The 19,067-nt window shown below is 46.4% G+C and carries 19 protein-coding genes; all 19 read left to right on the top strand.

Translation table 11 applies throughout. The features are described from left to right. Positions 1-38: 38 nt before the first annotated feature. On the top strand, positions 39-578 hold the full coding sequence (gene hpt / locus AC58QM_RS33445) for a hypoxanthine phosphoribosyltransferase (protein ID WP_056617930.1): 540 nt from the start codon (positions 39-41) through the stop codon (positions 576-578). Between the two features lie 97 nt (positions 579-675). Beyond that, positions 676-2,637 (top strand): ATP-dependent zinc metalloprotease FtsH, encoded by a 1,962-nt coding sequence (gene ftsH / locus AC58QM_RS33450; RefSeq protein ID WP_310502522.1) that lies wholly within the window; start codon positions 676-678, stop codon positions 2,635-2,637. A gap of 200 nt (positions 2,638-2,837) precedes the next feature. Beyond that, positions 2,838-3,776 (top strand): quinolinate synthase NadA, encoded by a 939-nt coding sequence (gene nadA / locus AC58QM_RS33455; RefSeq protein ID WP_497289059.1) that lies wholly within the window; start codon positions 2,838-2,840, stop codon positions 3,774-3,776. Between the two features lie 227 nt (positions 3,777-4,003). Beyond that, on the top strand, positions 4,004-5,614 hold the full coding sequence (nadB, locus tag AC58QM_RS33460) for an L-aspartate oxidase (RefSeq protein ID WP_310502520.1): 1,611 nt from the start codon (positions 4,004-4,006) through the stop codon (positions 5,612-5,614). Position 5,615: 1 nt separating this feature from the next. After that, positions 5,616-6,485 (top strand): carboxylating nicotinate-nucleotide diphosphorylase, encoded by an 870-nt coding sequence (nadC, locus tag AC58QM_RS33465; protein WP_310502519.1) that lies wholly within the window; start codon positions 5,616-5,618, stop codon positions 6,483-6,485. Then, the gene (locus AC58QM_RS33470; RefSeq protein ID WP_171629506.1) at positions 6,482-7,246 is read left to right on the top strand and encodes a type III pantothenate kinase; all 765 of its coding nucleotides are present in this window, start codon (positions 6,482-6,484) and stop codon (positions 7,244-7,246) included. Before nadC ends, AC58QM_RS33470 begins: the two co-directional genes overlap by 4 nt. 23 nt (positions 7,247-7,269) lie before the next feature. Then, positions 7,270-8,136, top strand: coding sequence for an Hsp33 family molecular chaperone HslO (gene hslO / locus AC58QM_RS33475; protein WP_497289060.1), 867 nt, complete (start codon positions 7,270-7,272; stop codon positions 8,134-8,136). An 82-nt stretch (positions 8,137-8,218) separates the two neighbouring features. Then, a complete protein-coding gene (locus AC58QM_RS33480; protein ID WP_497289061.1) occupies positions 8,219-9,169 on the top strand; it encodes a peptidylprolyl isomerase in 951 nt (316 codons plus the stop codon). A gap of 113 nt (positions 9,170-9,282) precedes the next feature. Next, entirely contained in the window at positions 9,283-10,224 is a 942-nt protein-coding gene (cysK, locus tag AC58QM_RS33485) for a cysteine synthase A (RefSeq protein ID WP_173120980.1), read from the top strand. A 113-nt stretch (positions 10,225-10,337) separates the two neighbouring features. Beyond that, positions 10,338-11,870: an anthranilate synthase component I family protein gene (locus AC58QM_RS33490; protein ID WP_497289062.1), complete on the top strand. Its 1,533-nt coding sequence runs from the start codon at positions 10,338-10,340 to the stop codon at positions 11,868-11,870. 35 nt (positions 11,871-11,905) lie between these two features. Then, positions 11,906-12,487 (top strand): aminodeoxychorismate/anthranilate synthase component II, encoded by a 582-nt coding sequence (gene pabA / locus AC58QM_RS33495; RefSeq protein ID WP_236292806.1) that lies wholly within the window; start codon positions 11,906-11,908, stop codon positions 12,485-12,487. Positions 12,488-12,490: 3 nt separating this feature from the next. After that, complete coding sequence (gene pabC, locus AC58QM_RS33500; protein WP_497289063.1) at positions 12,491-13,351, top strand: aminodeoxychorismate lyase; 861 nt, start codon at positions 12,491-12,493, stop codon at positions 13,349-13,351. A gap of 83 nt (positions 13,352-13,434) precedes the next feature. Beyond that, on the top strand, positions 13,435-14,256 hold the full coding sequence (gene folP / locus AC58QM_RS33505) for a dihydropteroate synthase (protein ID WP_497289064.1): 822 nt from the start codon (positions 13,435-13,437) through the stop codon (positions 14,254-14,256). A gap of 37 nt (positions 14,257-14,293) precedes the next feature. Continuing rightward, positions 14,294-14,662 carry a dihydroneopterin aldolase gene (folB, locus tag AC58QM_RS33510; protein ID WP_497289065.1) on the top strand — a complete coding sequence of 123 codons (369 nt, stop codon included), beginning with the start codon at positions 14,294-14,296 and terminating at the stop codon, positions 14,660-14,662. Continuing rightward, on the top strand, positions 14,659-15,174 hold the full coding sequence (gene folK / locus AC58QM_RS33515) for a 2-amino-4-hydroxy-6-hydroxymethyldihydropteridine diphosphokinase (protein WP_497289066.1): 516 nt from the start codon (positions 14,659-14,661) through the stop codon (positions 15,172-15,174). The genes folB and folK overlap by 4 nt, the downstream gene beginning before the upstream one ends. Continuing rightward, the gene (locus AC58QM_RS33520) at positions 15,156-15,368 is read left to right on the top strand and encodes a helix-turn-helix domain-containing protein (RefSeq protein ID WP_310502511.1); all 213 of its coding nucleotides are present in this window, start codon (positions 15,156-15,158) and stop codon (positions 15,366-15,368) included. Before folK ends, AC58QM_RS33520 begins: the two co-directional genes overlap by 19 nt. 17 nt (positions 15,369-15,385) lie before the next feature. Beyond that, complete coding sequence (gene dusB, locus AC58QM_RS33525; protein WP_497289067.1) at positions 15,386-16,402, top strand: tRNA dihydrouridine synthase DusB; 1,017 nt, start codon at positions 15,386-15,388, stop codon at positions 16,400-16,402. A gap of 221 nt (positions 16,403-16,623) precedes the next feature. Next, positions 16,624-17,100: a transcription elongation factor GreA gene (gene greA / locus AC58QM_RS33530; protein WP_310502557.1), complete on the top strand. Its 477-nt coding sequence runs from the start codon at positions 16,624-16,626 to the stop codon at positions 17,098-17,100. A gap of 87 nt (positions 17,101-17,187) precedes the next feature. After that, positions 17,188-18,684 carry a lysine--tRNA ligase gene (gene lysS, locus AC58QM_RS33535; RefSeq protein ID WP_497289068.1) on the top strand — a complete coding sequence of 499 codons (1,497 nt, stop codon included), beginning with the start codon at positions 17,188-17,190 and terminating at the stop codon, positions 18,682-18,684. Positions 18,685-19,067: the final 383 nt, after the last annotated feature.

Raw genomic sequence — 19,067 nt, forward strand, 5'->3', positions numbered from 1 at the left:
TTTATAAGGATTCATAATATAATCTAGGGGGTTCATCCTTGTACAGCGACATTCAAGAAGTACTTTACAGTGAAGAACAAATTCAAGGCAAGATTAAAGAATTAGGGGAATTGCTTTCCACTGATTACGAAGGTAAGAATCCATTGGTTATTTGTGTACTGAAGGGCGCTTTTATTTTCATGGCGGACCTTGTAAAACAAATTAGAGTGCCTTTGGAAATTGATTTTATGGCGGTATCCAGCTACGGTCAATCCACGAAATCTTCGGGTGTTGTTAAGATTATCAAAGATCTTGATGTACCGGTTGAAGGACGTCATATTCTGATCGTGGAAGATATTATCGATAGCGGCTTAACGCTTAGTTATCTGATAGATGTGCTAGAACGTCGCAATGCGAAGACGATTTCAGTTGTTGCGCTGTTTAATAAACCGGCACGAAGAACGGTAGAGCTTGAGCCTGATTATGCAGGTTATGTGCTACCAGATGAATTCGTTGTCGGATATGGTCTGGATTATGCAGAGAAGTATCGTAACCTTCCATTTATCGGCATATTGAAACCAGAGATCTATTCGAGCTAGTGTCATGTTCCGCACGCGCAGTAGGACAGTAATGTTGTAGCGCTTTACCGGGATATGGTAAAATAATAATTGTGTGCCGTTTGAGAGGAGGCTCGTTATGAATCGAATTATCCGGAATACCGGCTTTTATTTGCTTATATTTTTGGTTACTGTAGGGATTGTTCATTTCATCAGTACTCAAAATGAACAGAAGGAGTTAATCACCTACGATAAATTCCGACAAGCAGTAGTAAACAAAAATGTAGAGTCCGTAGTATTAAAGTTTGATGGGTATACCTATTCGATTAAGGGTAAGTATATTAACCCGCCTAATGGCGCGGATAAGAAGAGCTTCGAAACACATGCTCCTTACGAGCCGTTAGTTGTACAAATGATTGAAGCGAACGGCGTACCTTCGGAAGAGTACGGGCCGATGGAACGTGATAGCGTTTGGATTAGCTTTCTTACGTCCATTATTCCATTCGTCATTATCTTCATTTTGTTCTTCTTCTTATTGAATCAAGCGCAAGGCGGCGGCGGTAAAGTGATGAACTTCGGCAAGAGCCGTGCGCGCCTATACAACGAGGAGAAGAAACGTGTCACATTTGAAGATGTGGCAGGAGCGGATGAAGAGAAGCAAGAATTGATCGAGGTTGTTGAGTTCCTAAAGGATCCTCGCAAATTCGCAGCAGTTGGCGCTAGAATTCCTAAGGGTGTTCTATTGAACGGTCCTCCAGGAACAGGTAAAACGTTGCTAGCTCGTGCAGTTGCTGGTGAAGCAGGCGTACCGTTCTTCAGTATTTCTGGTTCTGACTTCGTTGAGATGTTCGTCGGTGTCGGTGCATCCCGTGTTCGTGACTTGTTCGAGAACGCGAAGAAGAATTCACCTTGTATTATCTTTATTGATGAGATCGATGCGGTTGGTCGTCAACGTGGCGCAGGCTTAGGTGGCGGACATGACGAGCGTGAGCAAACGCTCAACCAATTGCTTGTTGAAATGGACGGTTTCGGTGCGAACGAAGGTATTATCATCGTTGCAGCAACTAACCGACCTGATATTCTAGACCCTGCCTTATTGCGTCCAGGTCGTTTCGACCGTCAAATTACGGTAGATCGTCCGGATATCAAAGGCCGTGAAGCTGTATTGAAAGTTCACGCACGTAACAAGCCGCTTGCGAAAGATGTGAAGCTAGATTCACTTTCACGTTATACAACTGGTTTTACGGGCGCTGATCTTGAGAACTTATTAAATGAAGCGGCTTTGATCGCTGCTCGTCGTAATCGTAAAGATATTTCGATGGCAGAAGTTGAAGAAGCATTTGACCGTATTATCGTGGGTACACAGAAGAAAAGCCGTATTATTTCTGAGACTGAGAAACGTATCGTAGCTTATCATGAAGCAGGACACGCGATTATCGGTTATCATGCAGAGAATGCGGACATGGTTCATAAAGTGACAATCGTGCCTCGTGGACGCGCTGGCGGTTATGTGATGATGTTGCCTAAAGAAGGCGAAGATCGCATGATGCAAACGAAGAACGAGTTGTTGGATAAAGTAACTGGACTCTTGGGTGGTCGTGTTTCCGAAGAATTATTTATCGGAGAAATTGGCACAGGGGCATACAGTGACTTCCAGAAGGCAACAGGAATCGTTCGCCGCATGATCATGGAATACGGTATGAGTGATAAGCTTGGACCGATGCAGTTCGGTAGCTCACAAGGTCAAGTATTCTTGGGCCGCGACATCGGACATGAACAGAACTATAGTGATGCCATTGCTTACGAGATCGATCAAGAGATGCAAAGCTTTATTCGTACGTGCTACGAACGTGCACGCACGATTCTTACAGAGCATGCGGATCAGATTCACCTTGTAGCCAAAACATTGCTTGAGAAAGAAACGTTGGATAAAGACGAAATCATCGAACTTTTGGAAAAAGGTAAGCTTAGCGCCAGCTCCGATGAGGAAGATGTGAAAGTTACTATTCAAGGTCAAAGTCAAGCTAGCGAGAGCAATAAGCTGGAGTTTGATAAAGATAAAGAAGTTAAAGAGATCAAACCGGATCAAACAGAAGAGTAAGTTGCAATGCGAACTCGGAAATCCGTTGTACACATCAAGTGTGCGCGGAATTCCGAGTTTTTTCACTGTATTTGCGCATTGACAGGCGATGTGAGAATGTGTAAATTAGTTGTAAATCTCTAATTTTATTGCATTTAGATCATACTACTTTTAGATAGACGACGAGATCATTTTACGTCCCAGATAGGGGAGGAAGCACCATGGAAGCCTTAGCATTAGAGCGCAAAGCGGAACAAAACCGTGAGCTCAAAGAACGACTGCTGCAATTGAAGAAAGAACGGAATGCCATTATTCTTGCTCATTATTATCAGCGTGACGAAGTTCAAGAGGTAGCGGATTTTAGAGGGGACTCCTTTTTGCTTGCTCAGAAGGCCGCACAAACTGATGCGGATGTCATCGTATTCTGTGGTGTTCATTTCATGGGGGAAAGTGCAAAGATTCTTGCACCGAATAAAACCGTGATTATTCCAGACGAACGGGCTGGCTGTCCGATGGCAGATATGGTGAATGTAGAAGGTCTACGCGCCCTTAAACGTCAGCACCCGAATGCTAAGGTCGTGGCCTATATCAATACGTCGGCCGATGTGAAGTCTGAAACAGATATTTGTTGTACCTCTGCGAATGCGATCAATGTCATCAATTCCGTCGATTCAGATGAAATCATCTGGGTACCGGATAAAAATTTGGGTGACTATGTATCAAAATTCACAAGCAAAAAAGTGATCATCTGGGAAGGTTACTGCAATACGCATGATATGTTAACCGTTAAAGATGTGGAAGAAATGAGAGCGCAATACCCGAATGCACAGTTTGTTGTTCACCCAGAGTGTCGGCCAGAAGTTGTAAAACTAGGGGACTTTGTAGGTAGTACAACGGCTATTATTAAATATTGCAAAGAGTCTGACTGCCAAGAGTTTATAGTAGGAACAGAAGATGGGACTGGTTACCAACTACGCCTGGATAGTCCTGATAAGAAGTTCCATTTTGCAACCAAATATCTGGTGTGTCCGAATATGAAAGTGAACAATTTGAAGAAAATTGTGAAATGTCTAGAGACGATGCAACCAGAGATTTATGTACCAGAAGATGTAGCAGATAAAGCAAGATTGTCCTTGGAGCGCATGTTACAAGTTAAGTAGCATGCGCTGCTCTCTTAAGTTAGTAGAGATCAACGTTTGACATAGTACATCGGTTATATGTTTGGATAAACGCAAAGCATCCGTCCTAAGTGGGTGGGGTGGCCGTTTATTTCATCTTGTGAATAGGTGCCCTCGTGAAGCAAGGCTAGTATCGATCCAATGAGCGAGTTATGGACGAACTGACGTTGCTTTACGAGGTATTAAGGGTGAAGAACAGGTGAAACGTCATGATTCCTAGATATCTTGTAGATGTTGATTTAGATTCGATTCCTCATATACATACGGATGTAATTGTTATTGGTGCAGGCATTGCAGGGCTATTCACAGCGCTTCGTGCGAGCGAGAATAAAAAGGTCCTCATGATTACGAAGAAATCTCTCTTGGATAGCAATACGCGTTATGCGCAGGGCGGAATTGCCGCAGTGATCTCGGATGAAGATTCACCCGAATATCATCGTCAAGATACAGTGATTGCAGGAGCAGGTCTTTGTTCGTCGGAAGCTGTTGATGTACTTGTCCATGAAGGACCAGAAGGCGTTCAGGATTTGATTCGCATGGGAACGCAGTTCGATCTAGAGAACGGTGAGTTTGCTTTAACCAAAGAAGGGGCACACAGCCAACGACGTATTTTGCACTCTAATGGAGATGCGACAGGTGCGGAAATTGTTAGAGCGCTATCGGAACGTACCAAACAGGATCCGAATATTGAAATTTGGGACGACCACTTCGTGATCGACCTGATTACCCAAGACGGCGAATGTTACGGAGCGCTCGTTCAGAAACCTAACGGACAGCGCGTATTTGTGCGTGGTAACGCCACAATTCTCTGCTCCGGTGGCGCGGGACAGCTGTTCCGCTACACAACGAATCCCGACATCGCTACGGGCGACGGGATTGCGATCGCGCATCGCGCGGGTGCTCAGATTCAAGATGTGGAATTCATCCAATTCCACCCCACAGCATTATGCTACCCGGGCGCACCACGGTTTCTGATTTCTGAAGCGGTGCGTGGCGAAGGCGCTTATTTGCGCAACATCAAGGGCGAACGCTTCATGGAGCGCTATCACCCACAACTAGAGCTAGCGCCTAGAGACGTTGTTGCTCGTGCGATCGTTGACGAAATGGAGAGCTGTAAATCTACCTTCGTTTATATTGATATTACACACGAATCGGAAGAACTGATTAAACATCGGTTCCCAACGATCTATGAATATTGTTTGAATTACGGGCTCGATATGAGCACCGATTGGATCCCTGTTGCACCGGCTGCACATTACATGATGGGTGGCGTGAAAACCGATTTACACGGAGAGACTCAAGTTCGTCGCCTCTTTGCATGTGGTGAAGTTTCGTCGACAGGCGTACATGGCGCTAACCGTTTAGCGAGTAACTCTTTATCCGAGGCAATTGTGTTCGGTCGCAGAATTATTGAGCGGATTCAAGAACTGCCTCCGCTGGAAGGTAATATTCAGATCCGTGCGGAATCGGAAGCCCCACGGACAGAGATTCCTAATCAGGCGGTTGTAGAGAAAAAGTTGAAGCTTCAGAAAGTTATGCTTCGCTATGCAGGTCTCAAGCGCACAGCTAAGGGCTTGCAAAAAGGGCATGAAGAGTTGGCGAGACAATTGTCAATTTTTGATTCTTTAATGACGAAGCGTGAAGAGTATGAGTTTGCTAATTTGCTCAATGTAGCCCTTTTAACAACGACAGCAGCATTAACCCGTGAGGAAAGCCGCGGCGGTCATTATCGAGAAGATTTCCCAGAACGGGATGACTTGGTATGGAAGAAGCATATTGTTTTCCAGCGCGGGGAAGATAGGATTGAGGAGTGGATTTAGCATGTTAGAAATAAATATGGAATTAGTTCGGAAGCAAATTCGCCTATGGCTAGAAGAAGATATCGGCACGGGCGATGTCACGACTATAACAACAATCCCTTTGGAACAAGTATCCAAGGGGATTATCCACGTCAAAGAAGACGGAATCGTTTGTGGACTTCGCATCGCACAGGAGGTTTTTGCTGTGGTCGATGCTTCTCTTCGTTTTGAAACAAAAGTGGCCGAAGGATCGTCTGTTCATAAAGGGACCATACTAGCTGAAGTGGAAGGCAATACACGCAGCATCCTATTAGGCGAGCGATTGAGTCTGAATTTGATGCAACGATTGTCGGGGATCGCCACGAAGACGCATGAATTTGTGATGGCTCTGGAAGGATTGCCAACCAGACTTGTAGACACACGGAAAACAACGCCTGGACACAGATTGCTTGAGAAGTATGCCGTGCGCGTTGGTGGCGGCTACAACCACCGTTTTGGCCTCTATGATGCGGTTATGATTAAGGATAACCATATCAAAGGCTCAGGAGGCATTACCCAGGCGGTTCAAGCCGCACGTCAGAACATTCCCCACACGATGAAGATCGAGGTGGAAGTGGAGAACTTTGAACAGCTGCATGAAGCGCTCCAAGCAGGAGCTGATATCATCATGCTGGATAACATGGCTCCAGTCCAAATGAAAGAAGCAGTTTCGATAATTAAAAGCAAAGCTCCGCATATTGTAGTAGAGGGATCAGGTTCGGTCACCCCGCAAACGATTAAAGCGATGGCGGAAACGGGTGTAGACGTGATTTCCGTTGGACGACTGACGTACTCGGTAGCAGCGCTCGATATCTCACTAGATCTGAATGAGCGGAAGGGGACAGCATTATGATTCTCGTTATCGATGTCGGGAATACGAATATTGTGCTCGGCCTCTACCAAGAACGTACGCTCTTGCATCATTGGCGTGTAAGCACGAATCGTTCGGCTACCGTGGATGAATATGGCATGCAGCTGCACAGCTTGTTCCAACATTCGGGCATTTCCTTTGCGCAAGTAGAAGGTGTCATTATTTCATCTGTCGTGCCCCCGTTGATGAATGCTATGGAAAACCTCTGCTTACACTATTTGAAAAGGGCGCCTTTTATCGTAGGTCCAGGGATCAAAACAGGATTGAACGTCCGTGTAGACAATCCGAAGGAAGTTGGCGCAGATCGCATCGTGAATGCGGTAGCGGCACTGGAGCTATATGGAGCTCCATGTATTATTGTTGATTTCGGCACAGCTACAACCTACGATTACATTGATTCATCAGGGCAGCTAGTGGGATGCGCCATTGCGCCAGGCATTGGGATCTCCACGGAAGCGCTGTATCAGAAGGCAGCGAAGTTGCCGCGTATTGAGCTGGTTAAGCCGAAAAGTGTGGTTGGTCGGAATACCGTAGCAGCAATGCAAGCGGGCATTATTTATGGATATGTTGGCCAGGTTGACGGGATTGTCGAACGGGTCATTCAGGAGTTTAATGTAAATCCAACAGTGATTGCGACGGGTGGATTAGCAGAACTCATTTCTAGCGAGTCGCGGACGATTCAAGTCGTCAACCCATTGCTTACGCTACAAGGGTTACAAATGATTTACGAGAAAAATGTCTAAGCAGTATAAGGAAGGAAATTGACATGAGTGATTATTTAATTCGAGGAACAGCTTTAGATGGGCGTGTACGTGCGTTTGCTGTTCAGACGACTCTCCTAACAGAAGAGCTTAGTCGCAGGCATCAAACGACACCGACAGCGACAGCCGCGTTAGGGAGAACAGCGGCCGCTGCGCTTCTTTTAGCTGCTATGCTCAAAGGTGAAGAACATCTCATTGTTCAGGTCAAAGGGGATGGACCGATCGGACAAATCGTTGTAGATGCGAATGCGAAGGGTGAAGTGCGTGGTTACGTAGATAATCCTTTCGTAGATCCGCCGCTCAAAGAGAATGGCAAATTAGATGTTGCCGCTGCGGTAGGGACAGACGGTTTTTTATACATAACGAAAGATCTAGGAATGAAAGAGCCTTATAAAGGAAGCGTTCCTTTAATTTCAGGTGAATTAGCGGAAGATTTTACGTATTATTTTGCAAAGTCAGAACAAACACCTTCGGCAGTCGCGTTAGGGGTCTTGGTGAATAAGGATCACTCGATTCTTGCTTCAGGTGGATTTGTGATTCAACTGCTCCCAGGATTAACGGATAGTGAGATTGATGAGATTGAAGCCATGCTAGGCCAAATCCCAAGCTTCACGAACATGTTAGGCGGCGGATTGAATTTAGAGGGAATTTTACAAACCGTACTCCCTTCTTTCCGTATGCTTGATGAGATGGATGTCAGGTTCCAATGCAAATGTAGTCGGGAGAAAGTGGAGTCTACCTTAATATCGTTAGGTAAGCAGGAACTTCAAGAGATACTGGAAGAAGAAGGAGTTGCAGAGGTCGTCTGCCATTTCTGTAATGAAGCTTACCGGTATGAAGGCGAAGATTTGCAACGGATGATTGATGTGTAAGCGTGGGTAAACTGCTTGATTTAGCTACTGAACACGGATGCAAGCAGCTAGAAGCAATATGGAAGTAAAAGAGGGAAATAGGATGCGCAATGTAAAGCGATTGTGGGGAGTCATCATCGCGATGGCGATATGTATTCTCGTACTCGCATCCTTGCTGATCAGTCATGCCATCAACCAATCAGAACCAAGACAATCACCGGAGCCAGAACAGCAGGGTGAGAATAAGAATACACGAGTTGTCGCCAAAATTGGGAATCAGGAAATTACTATGAGTGAGCTCGAATCAGCGCTCGCGCGCCATTATGGGCCAGAGCAGTTGAGTCAAATGTTGGATCGAGAAGTAATTCGCCTAGAGGGAAATGAGTCGGGGACTAAGGTAGCGAGTGCGGAAATCAACCGTGAGCTGAAAAGGATGCAGCAAGGGTACGAAAGTGAACAGCAATTTTATGACTCCATGCAAAGTCAGTTGGGCTTGTCTGAGCAGGAAATCCAAGAGGATGTAGCGAATAAGTTGTTACTTGAGAAGCTAGCAACGGCATCCATTCACATTACAGATACTCAGGTTGATACCTACATAAAGACACATGCGGATGAGTTTGAACAAGGAACGGAATACAACATTCAGCAGATCATTGTATCCACGAAGGAGCAAGCAACGAAAGTCATTGCGGAACTGGCCAAAGGTGTGAGCTTTGTGACACTAGCCAGAGATCGATCCATCGATGATGCAACCCATAACACCGGTGGTGATTTGGGTTGGATTGAAGGTGACGATCCATTTGTTGAGGGCTCTATTCTGGAAGCGGCGAAATTGATGAAGGTTGGCGAAGTGAGTAAGCCCATACCTGTTTCACAAGGCTTTGCCGTCATTTTACTTAAGAATAAGCGGGATCAGGAGAACCCGGATATGGCGTTTATTCGAGAGAGTGTGCGAAAGGAGCTAGCACTGCAAGAAGCGCCTCCATTGAAGGAGTTTGTCGTGCAGTTGCGCGTTAAATGGAAGGTTAGTGTGCTGGATCCGACGCTCCGATAGGTGAATGTGAAAATATGGTTGACAACCTGTGGGCGCATTGATAAGATTAGTATAATTAATACCGACTAAACAACTCGGAAATCATTCAATACTCAATCTGGAGGGGAAATATTATGGCAAGATTAGTACAGAGCATTACGGATTTGATTGGGGATACACCACTAGTTCGTTTGAACCGTGTTGTTCCAGAAGGCAGTGCAGAGGTTTATGTGAAATTAGAGTACCAGAACCCAGGTGCCAGTGTTAAAGACCGTATTGCCATCTCCATGATCGAAGTAGCGGAGCAAGAAGGTAAATTGAAGCCAGGTGACACAATTGTAGAACCGACAAGTGGTAACACAGGAATCGGGATCGCATTAGTGGCAGCGGCTAAAGGATATAAAGCGATCCTTGTTATGCCAGAAACAATGTCTTTGGAAAGACGTAACCTGCTTCGCGCTTATGGTGCACAGCTTGTTCTAACGCCTGGAGCAGAAGGCATGAAGGGTGCAATCAAACGTGCGGAAGAGCTTCAAGCTGAGAACCCATCCTACTTCATTCCACAACAATTCAAGAACCAAGCGAACGTGAAAGTTCACCGTGAAACAACAGGGCCAGAAATCGTGGAAGCGATCAACGCTCATGATGGTAAACTGGATGCTTTCATCTCTGGTATCGGTACTGGTGGTACAATCACAGGTGCGGGTGGCGTTCTGAAAGAAAACTTCCCGAACATCAAAATTTACGCAATTGAACCTGCGGCATCCCCAGTTCTTTCTGGCGGTAAACCAGGTCCTCATAAAATCCAAGGTATCGGCGCAGGATTTGTTCCTGATATTTTGAACACGAATGTGTACGATGAAATTATTGCGGTTGAGAACGAAGATGCGTTCGAAACTTCACGTCGTGTTGCCAAAGAAGAAGGAATCCTTGGCGGAATTTCCTCCGGTGCAGCGATTTTCGCAGCATTGAAGGTTGCTAAAGAACTTGGCGCTGGCAAACGTGTTGTTGCGGTAATCCCTAGTAACGGTGAGCGTTACTTGTCCACGCCTTTGTACCAATTCGAAGAGCAATAAGATTAATGCTAAACAAGATCAAGCCTTCAGCTATTGCAGCTGGGGCTTTTTTTCTGTATAGGGTTGGAGTATACTAATGGACAACGAATTAACGGATTTTAAGGAGAACAGGCATGATTTTAACTTCAGTGGAACAATGGCAGGAATGGTCCTCATCAGTCTACACGATGCTGCCGTATGTAATTAAATTAGGACTAGCAGATGATCGGATTGCCTCTTGGGAGGATGCTTGGAAAGAAGCTTCTCCGGATTCTTTCGTGCTCGAAAGCGGAAAAGGCGGCAGATATACGCACTTTGGACTACATCCCTTTTCGACTGTACGGGGGACAGGCTTGGAAGCTGATATTACAACCCACAAGAATTCTGCGGTATCTCGAGTTCAAGGCAAGCCACTCGATATCGTGAAGCAATGGATGTCCGGCTTCAATAGCCCTAAAGTCCAAGGATCGCCAAAATTTATCGGCGGCTGCGTAGGCTACTGGAGCTATGATGTGATTCGCACCATTGAGAAGCTGCCAGAGCAGTCGCGTGATGATCTGCCAATCCCTGATTACAGCTTCGCTATGTATGATCAGGTGTGGACGTTAGATCACACGGAGAAGAGTCTATTCATCGCGGTGCATATGCCGTTCTCCCAAGGCGTAGACATCAACGAGCTCTACGCTGGGGCGCACGCTCGCGCTGAAGCCATGCTCGTCCGCTGGCACGCGATCCGCGCAGGCAACTGGTCCGGCACACCGCTGAGCGGTGCCGACCAACCTACGATGGCGCGCGAGCAGCTGCACATCGACGTCGAAAGCATCGCAGGCATCGAGCCTGCCTTCGACAAAGCAGCGTACATGGCTGCGGTGGAGCGCATCCAAGCCTACATCTCCCAAGGTGACGTGTTCCAAGTCAACTTGTCCGTAAGGCAGAGCCGGCAGCTGCGCACGACGCCGGAGGAGATCTACGAGGCGCTGCGCATCGTCAATCCCTCGCCCTACATGGGCTTGTTGCGCTTCGCAGGCTTCGCCCTCGTCTCTGGCTCGCCGGAGCTGCTCGTGCAGCTCGAGGACGGCGTCCTGCGGACGCGTCCTATCGCTGGCACGCGCCCGCGCGGCAAGGACGACCAGGATGATCTGCGCCTAGCTGGCGAGCTCATCCACAACGACAAAGAGCGCGCCGAGCACGTCATGCTCGTCGACCTTGAACGCAACGACATGGGACGCATCTCACGGTACGGTTCTGTCCATGTGAAAGACTTCATGGTCATCGAATACTATTCCCATGTGATGCACATCGTCTCCGAAGTCGTCAGCGAATTGGCCGAGGGTAAGGACGCCTACGATGTCATTGCGGCGACCTTCCCTGGCGGTACCATTACGGGTGCACCAAAGATTCGTTGCATGGAAATCATTGAAGAGCTAGAGCCAGTACGCCGTGGTCCCTACACAGGATCCATGGGATGGATTGACTATAATGGCAATATGGAATTTAATATTATTATACGCACGCTAGTAGCTGTTGATGGGATGGGACATATTCAGGCTGGAGCGGGGATCGTCATCGATTCCATTCCGGAACGAGAATACATCGAATCCTTGAATAAAGCCAAAGCGATGTGGAAAGCCATTGAATATAGCGAGCGGAGCATGAGCCGAGCTTAGGGCCCAAGCGGGCTGAGACGAAAGGGGAGCTTAGAATGATTTTAGTGATTGATAATTATGATTCGTTTACGTACAACCTTGTGCAGTATTTAGGAGAGATCGGGGAGGAAGTCATCGTTCGTCGGAATGACGAAATTGACTTGGCAGGCGTCGAGGCGCTCGCGCCAGACCATATCTTAATATCTCCAGGGCCGTGCACGCCGAATGAAGCTGGAATTAGCTTATCACTGATCGACCATTTTAAAGGGATCATCCCGATTTTCGGCGTTTGTCTGGGACATCAGTCCATAGGCCAAGCCTTCGGTGGCGATGTCATTCGCGCAGAGCGCTTGATGCATGGCAAAACCTCGGAGATTTTCCATGATGGCAAAACCTTATTTGAAGGACTTCCGTCTCCTTTCATCGCAACACGTTATCATTCTTTGATTGTCAAAACAGAAACCTTACCTGATTGCTTGGAAATCAGCGCACAAACAGCTGAAGGCGAAATCATGGCCTTACGCCATAAAGAGTATCCGATAGAAGGTGTGCAATTCCACCCGGAATCGATTATTACCCAGCACGGGCATCAAATGCTGCGCAACTTTCTTCGTCGCACAGCCAAAACAGGAGTCTGACGCATGATCATCTCCATTAATGGAACTTTAGTTGAAGAAACACAAGCCGTGGTCTCTGTATATGATCACGGTTTTCTTTACGGGATCGGCTTGTTTGAGACCTTTCGCACGTATAACCGTAAGCCTTTCCTGCTTGCTGAACACATTCGTCGTTTGACAGATGGGTGTCAGGAGCTTGGTATTGTTTACGAGCCTGCCGCTGAGAACCTGTCACGCCTTATTGAAGAATTACTGCAAGCGAATCATTTAGAGGATGCGTATATTCGTTACTCTGTCTCTGCAGGTGTAGAGGCATTAGGTCTTCCATCCAGTGACTATACGAAGCCGACAGAAATTATCTACATTAAGCCTTTACCTCCAAGGGATGAAAAAACGTACCTTCAAGGCAAGGCGTTGCAGCTGCTGAAACTGCCACGAAATACACCAGAGGGCTTATATCGGTTTAAGTCCTTTCATTATATGAATAACATTTTGGCCAAAAGGGAGCTTGGGCAATATGCATGGGCAACAGGGGCGGAAGGCCTGATGTTGTCAGAGGATGGCTATGTGGCTGAAGGGATCGTCAGTAACCTGTTTTTCGTTAAAAAAGATACCCTATACACCCCCTCTCTCGATACGGGAATCTTGCCGGGCATTACAAGAGCCTATGTCATGGACCTTGCCAAGCAGCTTCAAGTGCCTATCCAAGATGGTTTGTATCGGTGGGAAGATCTCATAGAAGCGGACGAAGCGTTTCTCGTCAATTCGATTCAAGAAATAGTCCCTGTCACCACCTTGTACACTCCGAGTGGACAAGCCTATACATTAGGTTCTGGCTCACCAGGCACAATCACCCGCCAATTGACGAAGCATTACAGTCAATAGAGGTACTGAACGAATGAACAGCAATGAACGCAATGAACAGCAATGAACGCAATGAACAGCAATGAATAGGAAGTGAACCTAAGATGAATGTGTTATCCTGTAGAGGACACGAACTGCCCATTGGTGATCGTACGATCATTATGGGCATATTAAACATAACGCCAGACTCCTTTTCGGATGGCGGCAGCTATAATCGTATTGAGGATGCGCTACGTAGAGCTCATCACATGGTAGCGGAAGGTGCGGACATCATTGATATTGGAGGGGAGTCCACACGACCTGGAGCAGCAACTGTCACTGTAGATGAGGAGTTGCAGCGTGTTATCCCAGTGATCGAAGCGATTCGCAGAGAAATCAATGTCCCAATCTCAATCGATACCTACAAAGCAGAAGTAGCTAAGCAAGCTATAGAGGCAGGCGCGCATATTATCAACGATGTATGGGGTGGTCAAGCGGATGCGGAGATGGCAGCCGTGGCAGCCCAATTGGCGTGTCCATTTATCATTACCCATAATCGAACAGACTCAGAATATGTCGAATTTCTCCCTGAGGTGATAGCGGATCTTCTCCGCTGCACGAATCAGGCTCTGCAGGCTGGTGTTAAGCCAGAACATATTATTCTCGATCCTGGCATTGGCTTCGCCAAATCGTACGCGCAGAATCTCTACCTGATGAACAACCTGCGTGCGATCGCTGATTTGGGGTATCCCGTCCTATTGGGCACATCGCGCAAAAGCGTTATCGGCCTAACCTTAGGATTACCTCCTGAGGAGCGCCTTGAAGGAACTGCATCAACCGTAGTCCTTGGTATTGCGCAAGGGTGTGGAATTGTTAGAGTTCACGATGTTCAAGCAATCAAAAGGCTGGCAGTGATGACCGATGCAATTGTCCGCAGCAACCTGTAACAGAGTAGGTTAAAATGTTTCACTGGAGGCTTCTAATATGGATAAAATCATCCTATCCCGCATGCAGTTTTTTGGTAATCACGGTGTGTTCCCTGAAGAAAATACGCTGGGGCAGCGCTTCTACGTCGATGTAGAGCTGATGCTCCCTTTAGATAAAGCTGGAAAGAACGATGACTTAACAGAAACGGTGCATTATGGCGAAGCCTTTTTCCTGATCAAAGAGGTCGTTGAAGGGCGTACGTACAAATTAATTGAGGCATTAGCAGAAAATATTGCATCCGAGCTCCTGCATACTTATACTAGTATCAATGAAGTGACGGTTCGCGTTATTAAGCCGCATCCGCCCTTTGCCGTCATTTTTGACGGTGTTACCATAGAGATCAATCGAAAGCGGGCATTGGAATGACAGCCGAAGAACGAGAACGCACGATCATTGCTTACGTCGCATTAGGCTCCAATATTGATAATCGGGAACATTATTTGCAGGGTGCGATTACAGCGCTGAATGAAGAATCGGGAATCACTGTGACGGGGCAATCCTCCATCTATGAAACCGAGCCTGTAGGCTATGTGGATCAATCTGCATTTCTAAATATGGTTGTTCAAATTCATACGGACTTATCGCCTGAAGCGTTATTAGTTACCTTGCTAGCCATCGAAAACCGTCTGGGTCGGACGCGTGACTTGCGTTGGGGACCTCGAACGATTGATTTGGATCTGCTCCTATATGGTGACCATCAGTTAACGACCCCCGACTTGATCATTCCGCATCCGCGGATGCATGAGCGGGCTTTTGTATTAGTTCCTCTCTCTGAGGTTCTTTACGCGCGGCAGGCCGCCCAATTTGAATCCATCTCTGCACATTTGGAGAAACTGGAAGGAAAGGAAGGCGTTATTCTATGGAAAAAAGCTCAATAGCACAGCGCATACGCGCTTTTCGTAAGTTAAAAGGGTATACCCAGAGTGAATTAGCGGATTTGTTAGGTGTCTCCATTGCCATCTTAGGGGCGATTGAACGAGGAACTCGCAAGCCGGATAACAAAATGATTCAAAATATCTCACAAGTTTTAAATATAGAACCCGAAGAATTAGTCGCAGTCATTGCGAAATGAGAGGAGTGTAATCTGAAATGCTGAAAATAGGAAATGTCGAAGCTCCCAATAGAGTCGTTCTAGCCCCGATGGCTGGCGTGTGTAATCCTGCGTTTCGCCTAATTGCCAAAGAGTTTGGTACGGGCCTAGTCTGTGCCGAAATGGTTAGTGATAAAGCGATCGTCCACGGTAATACACGTTCTATGGAGATGCTCTACGTCGACGATCGTGAGAAGCCGTTAAGTCTTCAAATTTTTGGAGGCGATACAGATACGTTGGTTCAGGCCGCTAGAATCGTTGATCAACATACGAATGCTGATATTATTGATATCAACATGGGGTGCCCCGTTCCCAAAATCACGAAATGTGATGCGGGTGCAAGATGGTTGCTTCAGCCAGATAAAATTGAGGCCATGATCGCAACGGTAGTTGCAGCAGTGAGTAAACCTGTAACTGTAAAGATGCGTATTGGTTGGGACTCCGAACATATTTATGCGGTCGAAAATGCGAAAGCTGTCGAAAGAGGCGGTGGCAGTGCGGTTAGTGTGCACGGTCGTACTCGTGAGCAGCTCTATACCGGTAAAGCGGATTGGGATATCATTCGCGAGGTGAAGCAAGCTCTCTCGATTCCCGTTATCGGTAACGGGGATGTAGTCACACCGGAGGATGCAAAGCGCATGCTGGACCAAACGGGTGTAGACGGAGTAATGATCGGACGCGGAGCGTTAGGCAACCCGTGGATGTTGTATCGTACTGTACAATATCTTGCGAATGGAGAACTTCCACCGGAACCGACAGCCGCAGAGAAAATCCGTATCGCTATCTTGCACATGGACCGCTTAATTGCCCTCAAAGGTGAGCATGTGGCCGTTAAGGAAATGCGCAAACACATGGCTTGGTACCTCAAAGGCATGACAGGAGCAGCGCGTGTGAAAGACATCATTATGGAGACAGAGAAGCGGGATGAAATGGTTCGTACATTGGACGCTTACGTTGAGCATCTTGCTGTAAGTTCAGCCGCTGGGACTGCGGAAGAATCAGCTGTGCTGCATTAAAAAAATGCAACAATGGTTGACATTGACATTTTGAAACCGTTGCAATATAATCAGTCAATATTAATGTGTTCCTGCATATATTGAAAGACTAACGAGTAAGCAACTTATTATGAAACGTGAATTCATACTACTTGAATCAGCTCTATAAAGACCCAACTCCTAGCAGGAAGCATCGATTCAACGATATGAAAATCTTTCACATGACGGGAGATCAGTTGGCAATGGCTGAAAAAGAGGTCATTCTTACACCAGTAGGGCTACGGAAATTAGAGGATGAGCTTGAGCATCTGAAGTCCGTGAAACGCCGGGAAGTCGCGGAAAGAATTAAGGTTGCCATCGGTTATGGCGATATTAGTGAGAATTCCGAGTACGAAGATGCGAAGAACGAGCAAGCTTTTATTGAAGGAAGAATCATTACTTTAGAAAAAATGCTGCGCAATGCGCGGATTATTAATAACGATGATGTCGATATTAACACGGTTAGTGTTGGGTCGATTGTTACGCTGAAAGACTTGGAATACGGTGACTTGGTAGAATACAACATTGTTGGTTCGGCTGAATCCGATCCATTGCAGAATAAGATTTCCAATGAAAGCCCTGTGGGTAAAGCTATTCTTGGCAAGCAAAAGGGCACCAACGTTGATGTTGTCGTTCCTGCTGGCGTCATTCAGTATCAAATTGTTGATATTAAAAAGTAGCGTGCAGCCGCAAGCCTTTTGGAAAGCTTCCCTCAGGAAGCTTTTTTCCGTTCACAGCCCTAAACTAAATTAGTAGGAGATGAAAGCATGAGTCAGGAACTAGAATTAAATGAATTGCTCGTTATCAGGCGCAACAAATTGGACGAGCTCCGCGGACTTGGTGTCGATCCTTTTGGCGGCAAATATGTAAGAACGCATTCAGCGGGTGATATTCTTACAGCTTATCAAGAGATGAGCAAAGAAGAACTAGACGAAGCGAACGTAGTAGTACGTATTGCTGGGCGTATTATGCAGAAAAGAAGTATGGGAAAAGCTAGCTTTGCACATTTGCAAGACATCACAGGAAAAATTCAAATCTACGTGCGTGAAGATGCGCTGGATGCCAACATATATAAAGCTTTTGATATTCTTGATCTAGGTGACATGGTAGGGGTTGAAGGTGTTGTTTTCAAAACGAAAACAGGCGAAACCTCCATTAAAGTGAAATCGCTTGAGGTGTTGACCAAATCTTTGCTGCCATTGCCAGATAAATTCCATGGCCTTAGTGATGTTGAGCTTCGCTACCGTCAACGTTATGTGGATCTGATTATGAATCAAGATGTTCAGAAGACGTTTATTCTTCGTTCCAAAATCATTCAATCCATGCGCCGTTATTTAGATTCTTTGGGCTACTTGGAAGTAGAGACACCAACTTTGCATTCAATCGCAGGTGGTGCTTCTGCACGTCCTTTTAACACGCATCACAACGCACTAGATATGCAACTGCATATGCGTATTGCGATCGAGCTTCACTTGAAACGTCTAATCGTAGGCGGACTAGAGAAAGTGTACGAAATCGGTCGTGTATACCGTAATGAGGGTATTTCTACGCGTCACAACCCTGAGTTTACGATGATCGAGTTGTATGAGGCATATGCCGACTACAAAGATATCATGAAGCTGACAGAAGAGCTTGTTGCTCATATCGCGCAAGAGGTGCTTGGTCAGACGACGATTCCTTATGGCGATCATGAGGTTGATTTAGCTGTGGGTTGGAGACGTGTATCCATGGTTGACGCGATCAAAGAAGTCACTGGTGTAGACTTTAGCGTTCATATGACGAATGAGCAAGCTCATGGCTTGGCCAAAGAGCACAAAGTTTCTGTGGAGCCGCATATGACGTTTGGTCACATTGTGAACCAGTTCTTCGAGACGTTTGTTGAAGAGACATTGATTCAGCCTACGTTTATCTATGGACATCCATTAGAGATTTCTCCGCTTGCCAAAAAGAACCCTGAGGATCCGCGCTTCACGGATCGCTTCGAGCTGTTTATCGTGGCGCGTGAGCATGCGAATGCTTTTACAGAGCTTAATGATCCAATTGACCAAAGAGAGCGCTTTGAGGCCCAGTTGCGTGAGAAAGACTTGGGCAACGATGAGGCGCATGAAATGGATGAAGACTTCATTCGTGCTCTTGAGTACGGTATGCCGCCAACAGGTGGTTTAGGTATAGGTATTGACCGTTTGGTTATGCTATTGACGAATGCACCGTCCATCCGTGATGTCTTATTATTCCCGTTGATGCGTGAACGTCAAGGCGAGTAATTGGTTGGTTTAGAGGCGCCATTCGGTGCCTCTAATTTTTTTGAAATTAGGACTTGCAAAGTGTATATGGTCTGTGGTATCTTATAAAAGTTGCCGCTGAGGACAACACGAGAAACACAAGAAACAAACAAAAAACAACTCAAAAAAAAGAGTTGCAAATAAAAACTCAGTGTGGTATATTGGTCTTCCGGCTTTCGAAAGAGAGCGGGTTGGACAAGAGTGATTGATCTTTGAAAACTGAACAACGAGTGAGTAAGCACAGTCGAGTAATCGACTACAATTGAGATTGCAAAATCTCGCTAGCTTCAAATGAGCAAGTCATCTTTCTATTATGGAGAGTTTGATCCTGGCTCAGGACGAACGCTGGCGGCGTGCCTAATACA

It is taken from the genome of Paenibacillus sp. J22P165 (assembly GCF_059692015.1).